Here is a 15,481-nt window from a genome sequence, read left to right as displayed (position 1 = left end):
CTGTGGATTATTTACCACGGGCTTCAATAACGGCCTGAGCAACGTTGTTCGGCGCATCGTCGTACTTCAGGAACTCCATGGAGTAAGAAGCACGGCCTTTGGTCAGTGAACGCAGCTGAGTTGCATAACCGAACATTTCGGACAGCGGAACTTCAGCGTGGATCACAACGCCAGTAACGTTGGATTCCTGACCTTTGAGCATACCACGACGGCGGCTCAAGTCACCGATAACGTCACCAGTGTTCTCTTCAGGAGTCTCTACTTCAACCTTCATGATAGGCTCAAGCAGAACTGGTTTCGCTTTCTTAAAGCCGTCTTTAAACGCCAGAGAAGCTGCCAGTTTAAACGCCAGTTCAGAGGAGTCAACGTCATGGTAAGAACCGAAGTGCAGACGAACACCCATGTCAACAACCGGGTAACCAGCCAGCGGGCCAGATTTCAGCTGTTCCTGGATACCTTTATCAACGGCAGGGATGTATTCGCCAGGGATTACACCACCCTTGATGTCGTTGATGAATTCGTAGCCTTTCGGGTTAGAACCCGGCTCCAGTGGGTACATGTCGATAACAACATGACCGTACTGACCGCGACCACCAGACTGCTTAGCGTGCTTACCTTCGATATCGGTAACTTTCGCGCGAATCGCTTCGCGGTAAGCAACCTGAGGTTTACCGACGTTCGCTTCAACGTTGAATTCACGCTTCATGCGGTCAACGATGATGTCGAGGTGCAGTTCACCCATACCGGCGATAATGGTCTGGTTAGATTCTTCATCAGTCCATACGCGGAATGATGGGTCTTCTTTAGCCAGACGGCCCAGAGCCAGACCCATTTTTTCCTGGTCAGCTTTGGTTTTTGGTTCTACAGCGATGGAGATTACCGGTTCTGGGAATTCCATACGCTCCAGAATGATCACGTTGTCTGGATCACAAATGGTGTCACCAGTTGTTACGTCTTTCAGGCCGATTGCCGCAGCAATGTCACCTGCGCGAACTTCTTTGATCTCTTCACGCTTGTTAGCGTGCATCTGTACGATACGACCAAAACGCTCACGAGCCGATTTTACTGGGTTGTATACAGTATCACCGGAGTTAACAACACCTGAGTACACGCGGAAGAACGTCAGGTTACCAACAAACGGGTCGGTTGCGATTTTGAACGCCAGCGCAGCAAACGGCTCGTCATCACTTGCGTGACGCTCAGCCGGAGTGTCTTTACCGTCGTCCAGCATACCGTTGATTGCAGGTACGTCGATTGGGGATGGCAGGTAATCAATTACCGCATCCAGCATCGCCTGAACACCTTTGTTCTTGAACGCAGAACCACAAGTTACCAGGATGATTTCGTTGTTCAGAACACGCTGACGCAGAGCTTTCTTGATCTCTTCTTCAGACAGTTCTTCACCACCCAGGTATTTCTCCATCAGCTCTTCAGAAGCTTCAGCAGCGGATTCGATCAGGTTCTGGTGCCATTCGTCAGCCAGGTCAACCATATCAGCCGGGATATCTTCGTATTCGAAGGTAACGCCCTGGTCTGCATCGTTCCAGTTGATCGCTTTCATTTTCACCAGGTCAACAACACCGGTGAAACCTTCTTCAGCGCCAATTGCCAGCTGCAGCGGAACCGGAGTCGCGCCCAGACGGGTTTTGATCTGATCAACAACTTTCAGGAAGTTCGCACCCATACGGTCCATTTTGTTAACGAACGCGATACGTGGAACTTTGTATTTGTTAGCCTGACGCCATACGGTTTCAGACTGTGGCTGAACACCACCAACTGCGCAGTAAACCATTACCGCACCGTCAAGAACACGCATGGAACGTTCTACTTCGATGGTGAAGTCAACGTGCCCTGGGGTGTCGATGATGTTTACGCGGTGCGGTTCATACTGCTTAGCCATACCAGACCAGAATGCAGTAGTCGCTGCGGAAGTGATGGTAATACCACGTTCCTGCTCCTGCTCCATCCAGTCCATGGTAGCGGCGCCGTCGTGAACTTCACCGATTTTGTGGTTTACACCGGTGTAGAACAGAATACGTTCGGTAGTAGTGGTTTTACCGGCGTCGATGTGCGCACTGATACCGATGTTACGGTAGCGTGCGATGGGTGTTGTACGAGCCATTTGATTCCTCGTTTATCTTTTTAGGCGTTCAGTTAAGTAACCCAAAGCGGGCAGCTTCGCTGAAGCGCCCGCCTGGTGACTAATACTCCGAAGGGATTACCAACGGTAGTGTGCGAACGCCTTGTTGGCTTCTGCCATACGGTGAACGTCTTCACGTTTCTTAACTGCAGTACCTTTGTTGTCTGCAGCGTCAGAAAGTTCGTTCGCCAGGCGCAGAGCCATGGATTTATCACCGCGTTTACGAGCAGCTTCAACGATCCAACGCATTGCCAGAGCATTACGACGGACCGGACGAACTTCAACTGGAACCTGATAAGTAGAACCACCTACGCGGCGGGACTTAACTTCGACAGTTGGGCGCACGTTTTCGAGCGCAACTTCGAATGCTTCCAGTTCATTTTTACCAGAACGCTGAGCCAGGGTCTCCAGCGCGCTGTATACGATTGATTCTGCAGTAGATTTTTTACCATCTACCATCAGGATGTTAACAAATTTAGCCAGCAGTTCTGATCCGAACTTAGGATCTGGCAGGATTTTACGCTGACCAATGACGCGACGACGTGGCATGGAAATACTCCGTTGTTAATTCAGGATTGTCCAAAACTCAAAGAGTTTGACATTAATATAAAACGTTTGGCCTTACTTAACGGAGAACCATTAAGCCTTAGGACGCTTCACGCCATACTTGGAGCGAGCTTGCTTACGGTCTTTAACGCCGGAGCAGTCAAGCGCACCACGAACGGTGTGGTAACGAACACCCGGAAGGTCTTTTACACGACCGCCACGGATCAGGATCACGGAGTGTTCCTGCAGGTTGTGACCTTCACCACCGATGTAGGAGGTAACTTCAAAACCGTTAGTCAAACGCACACGGCATACTTTACGCAGTGCGGAGTTTGGTTTCTTAGGAGTGGTGGTATATACACGGGTACATACACCACGTTTCTGCGGGCAGGCTTCCAGCGCTGGCACGTTGCTTTTTGCAACTTTGCGAGCACGTGGTTTGCGAACCAGCTGGTTAACTGTTGCCATTAAATAGCTCCTGGTTTTAGCTTTTGCTTCGTAAACACGTAATAAATCGCCTCATATAATATGAGGACGCGAAATTTTAGGGCCATGCCGAAAGGGTGTCAAGAAATATACAACGGCAAAGATGCTACCAGGCAATCTGAGCGGCGTGTTTTACCGTTAACCTGACGAAGTCAGTATAGCTGACCATGATGACATCGCTCGAAATTTGAGCACAAAGACCGCGCGCTTGCACATCTTCATTCAACACGTAGATGGATATGGGGGCCGCGCGGAGAATTTCAAGGAAGCGGCCGTTTTCAACCGCTGCCAGCACGCCATCGGCGATCAATAGCAGGTCATCACCGTCGTCCATCAGGCGGGTGATCCCGCTGATGTCGGTATGCCAGGGAGAGGTGCGTAGCGTATGCAGCATGAGGGCCTCAGAAGCGCAGGATCACATCGTAGTCGTTAAGGCGCTGGCGCAGCGCATCCGCTTCCAGCGGCTCGACGTCGGTGACAAACGTCGTCTCTGTCGTCAGCCCACGTTCGCGCAGGGATGCCGCGCAAATCCAGCAATTTTCGATATCGTAGAGCGAGAGCAGCTTGAAGGTGGCAATGTAGTCGCGAGCAAGAATAACACCCGGCTGCTGCTGGCTGAGTAGCTGAAACACGCCGTCGCCCACAAAAAACACGCCGAGGTCTTCGCTCAGGGCTGATGTCGCCAGTAATGCATCCAGCCCTTCCCTGCCGGCACTGCTGCCGTGCGGGGCGGAGGAAAAAACAAACGCAACTCGTTTCATCAGAACTGTACCATTCGATCGCAGGTCAGCGCGGCTTCAGCCAATGAGCCTAATCCGCTCAGCGAAAAGCCGGGCTGGAGATTAAACGTTGCCAGACCAAGCTGCCGGGCCTCGGTTTCATCGGTAATGCCACGACGCAGCGCGGCGGCCACACAGATGTGAAGCGCTACACCATTTTCGTCATGCAGTAACTGCCATGCGCGGACCAAATCGAATTCATCGCTGGCGGGTGAGGTCAGCTGATTGGCGTTATAGACCCCTTCCCGATAGAAAAATACGCAGGCTATCTCGTGACCTTCCGCCAGCGCAGCCTTCGCAAACTGCAGCGCGCTGCTGGCCTGCTGAGTGCCATACGCGGGGCCGGTCACCATCAGGGCAAAACGCATTACTTATCTTGCCCCAGGAAATCACCGCTCTTGAACTGACGGATATAGAGATAAACGGTGTGTTTGGAGATGTTCAGACGATCGGCGACCTGGTTAATCGCATCCTTGATGTCAAAGATGCCTTTCTCATAAAGATTGAGCACGATCTGGCGATTCTTGGCGTTATTGGAAACGTTGCGATCGGCATTCACCTCTTCGATAGTGAACTCCAGCGTCTGGGTGACCAGGTCCTCAACGGAGGAAGCGAAGTTAACCGCAGAGCCCACTTCCGGCGTTTCCGGCGGAATAAAGGTGTTCATAATCTGCGAGAACGGAACATCGAGGTTCATGTTGATGCACAGTAAGCCGATAACCCGGTGGTCACGGTTACGGATGGCGATGGTAACGGACTTCATCAGTACGCCGCTTTTGGCGCGAGTAAAATAGCATTTGGAAACGCTGCTATCTGCCCCGGTCATATCATGCAGCATGCGCAGCGCGAGATCGGTAATCGGAGAACCGATTTTACGCCCGGTATGTTCGCCGTTCGCGATGCGTATTGCCGAGCATTTTAGATCCTGAAGTGAATGCAACACGATTTCGCAGTGGGAACCAATGAGCATCGCCAACCCGTCCACAACCGCTTCGTAGGATTTTAGAATATCGAAGTCAGTTTGATCGAAAGGACGTTGATCCAGTAAATCAAGTTCACTGGTTTCGTTGGTTAAAAGCGACCTGGACATGAAAAAAAGCACTCCTTTTCAGGAGCCTGTCGTTATGTTGTCAGGGCAGGCTCATCACTATTAGGGGCATCTAAAGTAATACAGCGCATAAGGCGCTTTCCAGCATTAATTATATCCTGTAGATAATAAAAAGCCGCCGCCCATTGGGCGGCGGCTTTCGCAATCTTATTTTTTGCTGGCTTCGGCCGCTTTGTCAGCCGGTGCAGCGTCTGGCTGCGCATCGGCTTTCGGTGCCGGTTTGATGTCTAACAGTTCAACATCGAAGACCAGGGTGGAGTTAGCCGGGATACCCGGAACGCCGGTTTTGCCGTAAGCCAGATCCGGTGGGATAACCAGCTGGATTTTACCGCCCTTCTTGATGTTTTTCAGACCTTCGGTCCAGCCAGGGATAACGCCGTCCAGACGGAAGGAGAGAGGCTCACCGCGAGTGTAAGAGTTATCGAACTCTTTACCGTCGGTCAGCGTACCTTTGTAGTTAACCACAACGGTGTCGCTGTCTTTCGGCGCGTCACCGGTACCTTCTTTCTCTACTTTGTACAGCAGGCCAGATTTCGCGGTTTTCACGCCTTTCTCTTTGGCGAACTTGTCACGGAAAGCCTTACCTTTTGCTTCGTTGTCAGCGGCGTCTTTTTCCATCTTCGCCTGAGCGGAGGTCTTCACGCGAGTTTCAAACGCCTGCAGAGTTTGTTCGATCTCTTGATCGGAGAGTTTGCTCTTATCAGCAAATGCGTCCTGAACCCCGGCGATCAGCTGGTCCTTGTCCAGTTTGATGCCCAGTTTTTCCTGTTCTTTCAGAGAGTTTTCCATGTAACGACCCAGCGATGCGCCCAGTGCATAGGCAGATTTCTGGTCGTCATTTTTGAATGCAGCTTTGCTGTCTGCTGCCGGAGCCGCTTTCGCGTCCGCAGCTGGTGCAGCTTTAGCAGCAGCGTCAGCTGCAAAGGTCAGAGGTGCATTCAGTGCAACGGCCATTGTGGTTGCCAGAAGCGTTACTTTAAACAGTGATTTCATCCATCTCTCCAGGGCCGGGGCCTCTCGCCCCAATGTTAACTAAATGAGAAGCGTACTATAGAACGTTGTAGAGGAAATCTACATATGAACGCTTCTCATATCGACTCTTTTCAGACTCTTTTTGTTTAAATTAGTTTCCAGCGCCACAAACAGAGGCTGCACGGCCGGGCAAAGTTGCGTAGAATCCGCCGCGATTGCGGTGATAACAGTAGAGAGGACATCATGCAGGAAACGACTATCGAAGCGCGTCTGGCTGAGCTTGAAAGCCGTCTGGCCTTTCAGGAGATCACCATTGATGACCTTAACATGACGGTCACAGCGCACGAGATGGAGATGGCGAAACTGCGCGAACATCTGCGCCTGCTGACCGAAAAGCTCAAGGCCAGCCAGCCGTCAAACATGGCGTCACAGTCTGAAGAGACGCCTCCCCCTCATTATTGAGGCGTAAAAAAAGCGGGTATTCCCCGCTTTTTTTGTATCCATCGTTCTACAAAACGAGAGGGATTAGTGGCAACCGCAGCCGCCGTGGCCTTTACCGCCACCGCCGCAGCAGCCTTCGCCGCCGTGGTCGTGACCGTGGTCATGGCCGTGACCGCCGCAGCAACCGTCGTGGTCGTGGTCATGATCGTGGTCGTGACCGTTCGCACCGTGAACGTGGCCGTGAGCCAGTTCTTCTTCGGTCGCTTCGCGGATAGCAACAACTTCAACGTTGAACTTCAGGTTCTGGCCAGCCAGCATGTGGTTGCCGTCAACCACAACGTGGTCGTCTTCAACTTCGGTGATTTCAACCGGTACTGGACCCTGGTCAGTTTCAGCCAGGAAACGCATGCCAACCTGCAGTTCGTCAACGCCCATGAAGACGTCTTTAGGAACGCGCTGCACCAGGTTTTCGTCGTACTGACCGTAAGCGTCGTTAGCTTGAACAGCAACGTCGAATTTATCACCAACTTCGTGACCATCCAGCGCGTTTTCCAGGCCGGAGATCAGGGAACCGTGACCATGCAGGTAGTCAAGCGGTGCACTTACCGGAGACTCATCAACCAATACACCGTCTTCTGTACGTACCTGATAGGCCAGGCTGACCACCAGGTCTTTTGCTACTTTCATGATATCTCCTGAGCATGGGAATATTTTAGTGGCGCAGATTGTAGCGGAATTCTACACCCGTGTACCCATAAGCTTAAAAAAAGACAGCACGGATCGCTACTCCGGATGAAAAATACCGATCACTTGTTCCTCTTTGCGAACGTGTTCGCGGGCTTCTTTATCCGCCTCCCGCATCTGGTGTCCGCACTTAACGCACTCAACCACATCGATATTATTCTCGCGCCACATCGCCATTGAATCCTGGGCCTGACACGACGGGCACTTCGCGCCCGCGATAAAACGTTTACGTACCGCCATACTCACCTTCTATTCAAATTCGTCCCAGCCGTCCAGCTGCCGCCGCTCTTGTTGCATTTCGCGCTGGAAGATCTCCTCCAGCTCTCGTCGCGCTTCCCGCACGCGAGAAATTTGTTGGGTATCGCTGTGTACCGGCATCAGCTCACGCAGCATGCGCATATCCAGCCGCTTGAAGTGCAGCTGCGCGCGCTGCGCCTGATGCGGATGCATACCGGTGGAGATAAGCGCCTTGCGCCCCAGTTCCAGCGCACTGGAAAAGGTCTCACGGGAAAACTGTACCACGCCCGCCTGTAGCAGTTCGTGCGCCTCCACACGTCCTCGCGCACGGGCCATAATCTTCAGATGCGGGAAGTGCTGCTGGCAGATCTCCACCAGCTTCATGGTATCTTCCGGCTCGTTGCAGGTGATAACTATCGACTGCGCCTGCTCAGCGCCTGCCGAACGCAGCAATTCAACCTGAGTTGCATCGCCGTAGTAAACCTTATAGCCGTATTTGCGCATCAGGTTAACCGCGCTGATGTCGCGCTCCAGTACGGTGATCCGCAGTTTGTTAGCCATCAATAAGCGACCAATCACCTGGCCAAAGCGACCAAAGCCCACCACAATCACCTGCGGCTTATCATCATCCACCCACGGCGCTTCATCTTCTTCTTCCGGTCCGTTAAAGCGGCGCGACAGCGTGAGATCGACGAGCTTCATCAGCAGCGGGGTGGTCATCATCGACAGCGTCACCACCACCAGCAGCAGCGACATCTGGTCGCCTTTAAAGACTTTAAATGATGAAGCAGCGGAGAAAAGTACAAAGGCGAACTCACCGCCCTGACTCAGCACGCCGGCAAACTGCATCCGCTCCGAGCTACGCATACCGTGCAGATGCGCCAGCAGATACAGCACCAGCGTTTTCACCGCCACCAGCAATGCCACGCAGCCAATCACCACCAGCAGATGGGTGTAGAGCACACCGAGATTGAGCGACATCCCGACCGAGATAAAGAACAGCCCTAGCAATAGCCCTTTAAACGGCTCGATGGCAATTTCCAGCTCGTGGCGGTATTCACTTTCCGCCAGCAGGACGCCAGCGATAAAGGTGCCCAGCGCCATCGAGAGGCCCAGCGCGTCCATGAACAGCGCGGACCCCAGCACCAGAAGCAGCGTGGCGGCGGTAAAGACTTCGCGTACCCCAGAGCTGGCAATAAAACGAAATACCGGGCGCAGCAGGTAGCGCCCGCCAATCAGCATGCCACCGAAGGCCAGTACTTTTAAGCCCACAGTCTGCCAGTCAAAATGTTCGTCACCGGCACCAGCCAGCAGCGGCACCAACGCCAGCGCGGGGATAACCGCCAGGTCCTGGAACAACAGCACCGAGAAGCCAAGTTGCCCGGATTCACTGCGGTTCATTCCCTTCTCGCGCATCAGCTGCAGCGCCATCGCGGTCGACGACATCGCAAGGCCAATGCCGCCAATCACCGCCGCCTGCCAGGAGAAGTGAGTGAGCATCAACAGCCCACCGAGGATCGCCGCGCTGAAAATCACCTGCGCCGCACCGATGCCAAAAATAGGGCGTCGTAGCTGCCATAGCTTGGACGGGTTCAGTTCCAGTCCGATGATAAACATCAGGAACACCACGCCCAGCTCGGAGAAGTGTAGAATTTCATCCACGTCGCTGATAAAGCCGAGCCCCCACGGGCCGATGGCGATACCCGCCAGCAGATAACCTAATACCGCACCGATACCCAGCCGCGCTGCCAGTGGCACCGCGGCCACCGCCGCGAAGAGAAACAGCACTCCGGCCAGTAATAAATCAGAACCTTCCATCATCGTCCCCCTGCCGTTATCGGCGCTGCTAGCCAGTCGGCATAGGCTTTCGCATGGTTTGCCAGCTCATCGGGCGGCTGACGTCGCGCCCAGTAGATGATGATTGGGCTCAGCCAGTGCATATGGCACATGGCGGCCGTCAGTTCGAACGGACGCAGGATGTCGCTCATCGGGTAGCGATTGAGCCCGTCATGGCGGTAGGCACTTTCCGGCTCCCCAGTAGTAATCACATTACGCCAGTACTTTCCTTCCAGCTGGTTTCCCCCGATGCCGCTGGCAAAACCACGGCTCAACACGCGGTCCAGCCACTCTTTCAAGAGCGACGGGCAGCTGTAGGTATAAAGCGGATGCTGAAACACGATGACATCATGCTCGCGCAACAGCGCCTGCTCACGAGGGATATCGATAAAAAAATCAGGATAGTGCGCGTAAAGATCGTGCACGGTTACGTTGCTTAACTGCGAAGCCGGTTTAAGCAAAACCCGGTTAGCGACCGAGTCCTGTGATTCCGGATGGGCATAGACAAGCAGGACTTTCGCCGTCTGTGACATCATTCCCCTCCCGGGCGTCAATCACATCCTCTTTCTGGTAGCTGAACGCAACCGGAATGATTTTGTGTATAGTCATCGTTTTGGGCTACCATTGCGGCCCGGTCTAGCGATTCGCTTACCACATTACATTACCACAATGACAATTTAACATATTCAGAACATACGGCGCCTTATGATTGTTTTCTCCTCGTTACAAATTCGTCGCGGCGTGCGCGTCCTGCTGGATAACGCATCGGCCACCATCAACCCAGGGCAGAAAGTCGGCCTGGTGGGGAAAAACGGCTGCGGCAAATCCACGCTGCTGGCGCTGCTGAAAAACGAGATAAGCGCCGACGGCGGCAACTTTACCTATCCGAGCAGCTGGCAGCTGGCGTGGGTAAACCAGGAAACGCCTGCGCTACCGCAGCCTGCTCTGGACTATGTCATTGACGGTGACCGCGAATACCGCCAGCTCGAAGCCCAACTGAACGACGCCAACGAACGCGATGATGGCCACGCCATTGCCACCGTTCACGGCAAACTGGACGCGATTGATGCGTGGACCATCCGCTCTCGCGCCTCCAGCCTGCTGCACGGCCTCGGCTTCAGCAACGAACAGCTCGACCGTCCGGTCAGCGACTTCTCGGGCGGCTGGCGTATGCGCCTCAACCTGGCACAGGCGCTGATTTGTCGCTCCGACCTGCTGCTGCTCGATGAACCGACCAACCACCTGGACCTCGATGCGGTTATCTGGCTGGAAAGATGGCTCAAAAGCTATCAGGGCACGCTGATTCTGATTTCCCACGACCGCGACTTCCTCGATCCGGTCATCGACAAAATTATTCATATCGAACAGGAAACGATGTTCGAGTACACCGGCAACTACAGCTCGTTTGAGGTGCAGCGCGCCACCCGCCTGGCTCAGCAGCAGGCGATGTACGAAAGCCAGCAGGAGCGCGTGGCGCATCTGCAAAGCTATATCGACCGTTTCCGCGCCAAGGCCACCAAAGCCAAGCAGGCGCAAAGCCGTATCAAGATGCTTGAACGCATGGAGCTGATTGCCCCGGCTCACGTCGATAACCCGTTCCACTTCAGCTTCCGCGCGCCGGAAAGTCTGCCGAACCCGTTACTGAAGATGGAAAAGGTGAGCGCCGGCTACGGTGACCGCACCATTCTGGAATCGATCAAGCTGAACCTGGTACCGGGCTCGCGTATCGGCCTGCTGGGCCGTAATGGCGCGGGTAAGTCGACGCTGATTAAGCTGCTGGCAGGCGAGCTGGAACCGCTGCACGGTGAAATCGGCCTCGCCAAAGGCATCAAGCTAGGCTACTTCGCTCAGCATCAGCTGGAGTTCCTGCGCGCGGACGAATCCCCGCTGCAGCATCTGGCCCGCATGGCACCGCAGGAGCTGGAGCAGAAGCTGCGTGACTACCTCGGCGGCTTCGGCTTTCAGGGCGATAAGGTCACCGAACAAACCGCCCGTTTCTCCGGCGGCGAGAAAGCCCGTCTGGTGCTGGCGCTGATCGTCTGGCAGCGCCCGAATCTGCTGCTGCTCGATGAACCGACTAACCACCTTGACCTCGACATGCGTCAGGCGCTGACCGAAGCATTAATCGACTTCGAAGGTGCGCTGGTAGTGGTCTCGCACGACCGTCACCTGATTCGCTCCACCACCGACGATCTCTATCTGGTGCATGATAAGAAGGTTGAACCGTTCGACGGCGACCTGGAAGATTATCAGCAGTGGCTGAGCGACGTGCAGAAGCTGGAAAACCAGGCCGACGATACGCCGAAAGAAAACAACGCCAACAGCGCGCAGTCGCGTAAAGATCAGAAGCGCCGCGAAGCTGAACTACGCACCCTGACCCAGCCGCTGCGCAAAGAGATTACCCGTCTGGAAAAAGAGATGGAGAAGCTCAACGCGCAGCTGGCGAAGGCAGAAGAGAAGCTCGGCGACAGCAGTCTGTATGAACCAGGCCGTAAAGCTGAAATGACCGAATGTCTGCAGCTGCAGGCCAGCGCGAAGTCCGGGCTGGAAGAGTGTGAAATGGCATGGCTCGAAGCGCAGGAGCAGCTTGAGCAGATGATGCAAAACGACTGATTGCCTGAGGCGGACGATGAACCTGTCAATCACCGACGATATTACCTTCCGCAAGCTGACCATCTTCATGACCTTTATGGAGAAGGGTAACATCGCCCGTACCGCCGAGGCGCTGAACATCAGCGGCGTTAGCGTGCACCGGGCGCTGCACACGCTGGAAGAGAACGTTCGTTGTCCACTGTTCGTGCACAAAGGGCGTAATCTTATCGCCCAGCCCGCGGCGTGGACGCTGCTGGAGTACTGCCAGGAAGTCACCCAGTTGATGGAGCGCGGTCTGGAAGAAACGCGCAAAACGGCAGGCGTTGGCCAGGGGCGTTTACGCGTCGGTACGCTTTACTCACTGACGCTGGAGACGGTGCCGCACCTGATTATGGGCATGAAGCTGCGCCGCCCGGACCTGGAACTCGACCTCACTATGGGTTCCAACGAAGCGCTGCTGAAGATGCTGGAGGACGGCGTGCTGGACGCCATCCTCATCTCCATTTCCGAAAGCGAAATCGACCGCAACAGCCTCGAAGTTCTCCCTCTATTCCACGACGATATCTACCTCGCCGCACCGATGTCCGCGACCCTGGACACCACCATGAAGGCGGACCTACGTCACTATCGCAATGAGAAGTTTGTGTCGCTGGCAGAAGGGTTTGCCACCTACGCTGGTTTCCAGGAGGCGTTTCATATTGCCGGGTTTGAGCCGGAAATCGTGACCCGCGTCAACGACATTTTCTCGATGCTCAGTCTGGTGCAGGCAGGGGTTGGGTTCTGTTTGATGCCGGGGCGAATGAAGAAGATGTATGAGAATACCGTGAAGCTGCAAAAGCTCGCCGAGCCCTATCAGATGCAGCAGCTTATCGCGATTGTCTTTGCCCGTAACCGCGAGCGCGACCCAAGCCTGCTGGCGCTGGCCGCCGAAGGGCGCATGTACGCCCGGACGCTGAACCAGAACGCCTGATTGCCGGATGGCGACGCTACGCGTCTTATCCGGCCTACAAACCACAGCGCGCACGAACCGTAGGCCCGATAAGCGCAGCGCCATCGGGCCATTCTTGTTACGCCCTCAGGCGCTTCGCCAGATGCACGGCCACATCCACGCCGCTGCGCTCCAGAGAAATAGACTCCCCTTCCCACGCCGCCTGGCGCGTTAAGCAGGTCAGTATGCCACCCGGCGGCATTTCAATCGCCAGTCGCGCCTCGCGTTCGTTAGCGGAGATAACCGCTTCCTGCCAGCGCACCGTGCGTGCCATATTCATTGCCAGATCGTCAGCAATCCGTTCCGGCTGCCACAGCACGCGACCGGTACTGCCGCTCAGATAGGCGTGGCGGGGGCGGGAAAGCGTCACATGGCTGAACGCCTCAACCAACTTTAGCGCAGGCCCGGCGAGCAACTCACAGTGCGACGGCACGCTCACGGCCAGACGAGGAGCCTTACTGGCCCCTTTAGCCATCGCACGCTTTGCCACATCTGCCATCGCGTCATCAGGGCCGGCAATCACAATCTGCGTTTCGGCATTCAGGTTAGCGATATAGGTGCCGCTGCCCGCCACCAGGCTTTCCACCTGAGCGAGCGTCAGCCCCATAATTGCCGTCAGACCGTAGCCGTGCGGATAGGCCTGCTCCATTAAGTCACCGCGCAGCGCCACCAGCGTCAACGCATCGGCAAAATCAAGCGCACCGGCAACCACCGCCGCCGGGTAGGCGCCAATGGAGAGCCCGCTGACGATATCGGGTGCCACGCCTCGACGCTCCAGCTCACGTGCCCACGCCACGCCAGCAATCAGCAGAGACAGCTGAACGGCTCGGGTATGTTTCAGCGCTTCAGGGCTATCCAGCGAATCAACCTCAGCGCCCAGCACGTCACGTGCCTGGGCCAGCTCCGTCCCCGGAAGGTTTTGCAGCATACCTTCGTGCTGCGTCCCCTGTCCCGGGAAGGTAAACAGAATTTTCATGACTCCTCCCTGCCCCACGGATCGCGAACCAGTTGCGGCCCCTGTGAGGTTTTTAACAGCGCTTTTCCATCGCGCAGCCATTCATTGAGGGCAAACCCGCCATGCAGGGTATCCACCTGGGTATCCGCCCGACACAGCCCGCCCGCCAGCTGCTGCTGCCACTTCTCCAGCGCTTCTTGGGAGAGCGGCTGCGGCGCACGGATCAGTAGATCCAGATCGCTTGCCGCGTGGATCACCGGGATCCCGGTTGCCAGCGCATAGCCGGTACTCCCGGTAATGCCCCACGTCCACGGCCACGCCTGCTGCGCCAATAACAAAGCCACCTGAAGCGGTGGCTGAGAGATAAAGGGCGAACGCAGCAGCGACAGCGGGTCCACCAGCGATTCAGGCGAGCAGACGCGGACGACCGCCTCCGCTTTCACCCAACCGGCGGCACGCTGGTCGCGCTTCATCCCGCGGACGCCCACGGGAATGCGCCCCTGTGCATCAACATCACGCCGTACCACCACCGGCAGGCCGCTATGCCAGACGGTATCCACCCAGGATTCCGTGACATCTTCGAGCGCGTCGCGCGCATTCAGCCAGATAAGGTCGTGGGGACGTAATGTTGTGCTCATGATTTAGATTCCTGAAGTCAGCGAGATAAACAGCGGCAGCGACAGGATACACAGTACGGAGCTCAACAGCAGCACGGCTTCTGCATCCGGCGACTGCACGCCAAAGCGGTTACCGAACACCACGCCGAAGAAACCTGCGGACAGCGCAATCATCAGGATAGCGGTGATAGCCACGGAACCATGCAGACCGAAAATCAGTACGATACCCCAGGCAATAGCCGGTTGAATCAGCAGTTTGGCGATGGTTGAGGTAATCACCACGGTATTGATCTGCAGTTTACGCGCAGAGAGGATCACACCGGTCAGGAACAGCGCCGCTGCGGTAGCAGACAGACCCAGCGGTTTGATCGCCGCCAGCACCAGTTCCGGCATTTTGATGCCAATCGCGGAGAGGATAACCCCCAGCAGTGGACCCATCACGATAGGTTTTTTAATCGAACGCCACATCAGTACCGGCAGCATAGAGAGCGTAGAACCGGAATTACCGCCTTCAGCGCGCGCTTTTTCGCGTTCGAGGATCAGCAGGCAGAACGGCGTCATCAGCACGGAACCACAGGCAATGGAAACGGCAACGGACAGCGAAGTCGAAGACGCCTCACCCAGCACACTGCCCAGAATTGGCAGACCCAGCGCGGCGTAGTTTGGCAGCGCCACGGTCAGGGTCAGCACGGCGGCATCCTGTGGGGATTTTTTAAAGACTTTGGTCGCCATAAAGTAGATAGCGGCATAGGTAATCCACATCGCCAGAGTCAGCACCAGAATCAGCGGTGACTGGGCTACGATACCCGCCCACGGCGTTTGTACCGTGGCGCTGAACAGCGCGGCTGGCAAGGCAAAGTCCATCACGAAGATATTGAGCAGGGAGACATTTTTGTTATCTACCATTTTGGCCTTCCCGGCCCAGAATCCCAGCAGCATGATGACGAAAATCGGAGCAAGAGCATGAACAATTACGTAAGTCATATTTCACCTGTAATGAAAAAAAGTTAGCACTGGCGCGATGATTATTATTTTTCAGA

General features: G+C 55.3%; 18 protein-coding genes. 3 read left to right on the top strand and 15 right to left on the bottom strand.

Going from position 1 to position 15,481, the window contains the following annotated elements; genetic code table 11:
• Positions 1 to 7: 7 nt before the first annotated feature.
• The 8 genes from fusA to fkpA form a co-directional block, all read right to left on the bottom strand.
• Positions 8 to 2,122 (bottom strand): elongation factor G, encoded by a 2,115-nt coding sequence (fusA, locus tag V6940_RS08910; RefSeq protein WP_333495605.1) that lies wholly within the window; start codon positions 2,120 to 2,122, stop codon positions 8 to 10.
• A gap of 96 nt (positions 2,123 to 2,218) precedes the next feature.
• Positions 2,219 to 2,689, bottom strand: coding sequence for a 30S ribosomal protein S7 (rpsG, locus tag V6940_RS08905; RefSeq protein WP_035894363.1), 471 nt, complete (start codon positions 2,687 to 2,689; stop codon positions 2,219 to 2,221).
• A gap of 90 nt (positions 2,690 to 2,779) precedes the next feature.
• Positions 2,780 to 3,154, bottom strand: a complete 375-nt coding sequence (gene rpsL / locus V6940_RS08900) for a 30S ribosomal protein S12 (protein ID WP_000246815.1) — start codon at positions 3,152 to 3,154, stop codon at positions 2,780 to 2,782.
• Positions 3,155 to 3,278: 124 nt separating this feature from the next.
• A complete protein-coding gene (gene tusB, locus V6940_RS08895) occupies positions 3,279 to 3,566 on the bottom strand; it encodes a sulfurtransferase complex subunit TusB (RefSeq protein WP_333495604.1) in 288 nt (95 codons plus the stop codon).
• 7 nt (positions 3,567 to 3,573) lie between these two features.
• Positions 3,574 to 3,933 (bottom strand): sulfurtransferase complex subunit TusC, encoded by a 360-nt coding sequence (tusC, locus tag V6940_RS08890; protein WP_333495603.1) that lies wholly within the window; start codon positions 3,931 to 3,933, stop codon positions 3,574 to 3,576.
• The gene (gene tusD, locus V6940_RS08885) at positions 3,933 to 4,319 is read right to left on the bottom strand and encodes a sulfurtransferase complex subunit TusD (protein WP_333495602.1); all 387 of its coding nucleotides are present in this window, start codon (positions 4,317 to 4,319) and stop codon (positions 3,933 to 3,935) included. Before tusD ends, tusC begins: the two co-directional genes overlap by 1 nt.
• Positions 4,319 to 5,041, bottom strand: coding sequence for a helix-turn-helix transcriptional regulator (locus tag V6940_RS08880; RefSeq protein ID WP_035894367.1), 723 nt, complete (start codon positions 5,039 to 5,041; stop codon positions 4,319 to 4,321). Before V6940_RS08880 ends, tusD begins: the two co-directional genes overlap by 1 nt.
• A 165-nt stretch (positions 5,042 to 5,206) precedes the next feature.
• Positions 5,207 to 6,052, bottom strand: a complete 846-nt coding sequence (gene fkpA, locus V6940_RS08875) for an FKBP-type peptidyl-prolyl cis-trans isomerase (RefSeq protein ID WP_333495601.1) — start codon at positions 6,050 to 6,052, stop codon at positions 5,207 to 5,209.
• A 222-nt stretch (positions 6,053 to 6,274) separates the two neighbouring features.
• On the opposite strand from fkpA, the gene V6940_RS08870 reads away from it, so the two are divergent.
• A complete protein-coding gene (locus V6940_RS08870; RefSeq protein WP_035894369.1) occupies positions 6,275 to 6,493 on the top strand; it encodes a protein SlyX in 219 nt (72 codons plus the stop codon).
• A gap of 63 nt (positions 6,494 to 6,556) precedes the next feature.
• On the opposite strand, the gene slyD is transcribed toward V6940_RS08870, so the two are convergent.
• From slyD to kefG, 4 genes are all read right to left on the bottom strand, one after another.
• Positions 6,557 to 7,159, bottom strand: coding sequence for a peptidylprolyl isomerase (gene slyD / locus V6940_RS08865; RefSeq protein WP_035894370.1), 603 nt, complete (start codon positions 7,157 to 7,159; stop codon positions 6,557 to 6,559).
• Positions 7,160 to 7,255: 96 nt separating this feature from the next.
• A complete protein-coding gene (locus V6940_RS08860) occupies positions 7,256 to 7,456 on the bottom strand; it encodes a YheV family putative zinc ribbon protein (RefSeq protein WP_035894371.1) in 201 nt (66 codons plus the stop codon).
• Positions 7,457 to 7,465: 9 nt separating this feature from the next.
• Entirely contained in the window at positions 7,466 to 9,271 is a 1,806-nt protein-coding gene (kefB, locus tag V6940_RS08855; RefSeq protein WP_333495626.1) for a glutathione-regulated potassium-efflux system protein KefB, read from the bottom strand.
• A complete protein-coding gene (gene kefG / locus V6940_RS08850; protein ID WP_333495625.1) occupies positions 9,271 to 9,822 on the bottom strand; it encodes a glutathione-regulated potassium-efflux system ancillary protein KefG in 552 nt (183 codons plus the stop codon). The genes kefB and kefG overlap by 1 nt, the downstream gene beginning before the upstream one ends.
• Before the next feature lie 172 nt (positions 9,823 to 9,994).
• Here kefG and V6940_RS08845 point away from each other — a divergent pair, with 172 nt between their 5' ends.
• Complete coding sequence (locus tag V6940_RS08845) at positions 9,995 to 11,902, top strand: ABC transporter ATP-binding protein (RefSeq protein WP_270503187.1); 1,908 nt, start codon at positions 9,995 to 9,997, stop codon at positions 11,900 to 11,902.
• Positions 11,903 to 11,918: 16 nt separating this feature from the next.
• Positions 11,919 to 12,851 carry a LysR family transcriptional regulator gene (locus V6940_RS08840; protein ID WP_333495600.1) on the top strand — a complete coding sequence of 311 codons (933 nt, stop codon included), beginning with the start codon at positions 11,919 to 11,921 and terminating at the stop codon, positions 12,849 to 12,851.
• A 97-nt stretch (positions 12,852 to 12,948) separates the two neighbouring features.
• Here the strand turns inward: V6940_RS08840 and mdcH are convergent, their stop codons facing one another.
• The 3 genes from mdcH to V6940_RS08825 are packed head-to-tail and all read right to left on the bottom strand — an operon-like array spanning position 12,949 to position 15,425.
• Positions 12,949 to 13,845 (bottom strand): malonate decarboxylase subunit epsilon, encoded by an 897-nt coding sequence (gene mdcH / locus V6940_RS08835; protein ID WP_333495599.1) that lies wholly within the window; start codon positions 13,843 to 13,845, stop codon positions 12,949 to 12,951.
• On the bottom strand, positions 13,842 to 14,462 hold the full coding sequence (locus V6940_RS08830; RefSeq protein WP_333495598.1) for a malonate decarboxylase holo-ACP synthase: 621 nt from the start codon (positions 14,460 to 14,462) through the stop codon (positions 13,842 to 13,844). The genes mdcH and V6940_RS08830 overlap by 4 nt, the downstream gene beginning before the upstream one ends.
• A gap of 3 nt (positions 14,463 to 14,465) precedes the next feature.
• Complete coding sequence (locus V6940_RS08825) at positions 14,466 to 15,425, bottom strand: AEC family transporter (protein ID WP_333495597.1); 960 nt, start codon at positions 15,423 to 15,425, stop codon at positions 14,466 to 14,468.
• Positions 15,426 to 15,481: the final 56 nt, after the last annotated feature.

It is taken from the genome of Kluyvera sp. CHPC 1.251 (genome assembly GCF_036759945.1).
Classification (GTDB): Bacteria; Pseudomonadota; Gammaproteobacteria; order Enterobacterales; family Enterobacteriaceae; genus Kluyvera; species Kluyvera sichuanensis.
The sequence above is the reverse complement of the archived record's forward strand: the minus strand, read 5'-3'. Positions and strand labels throughout refer to the sequence as shown.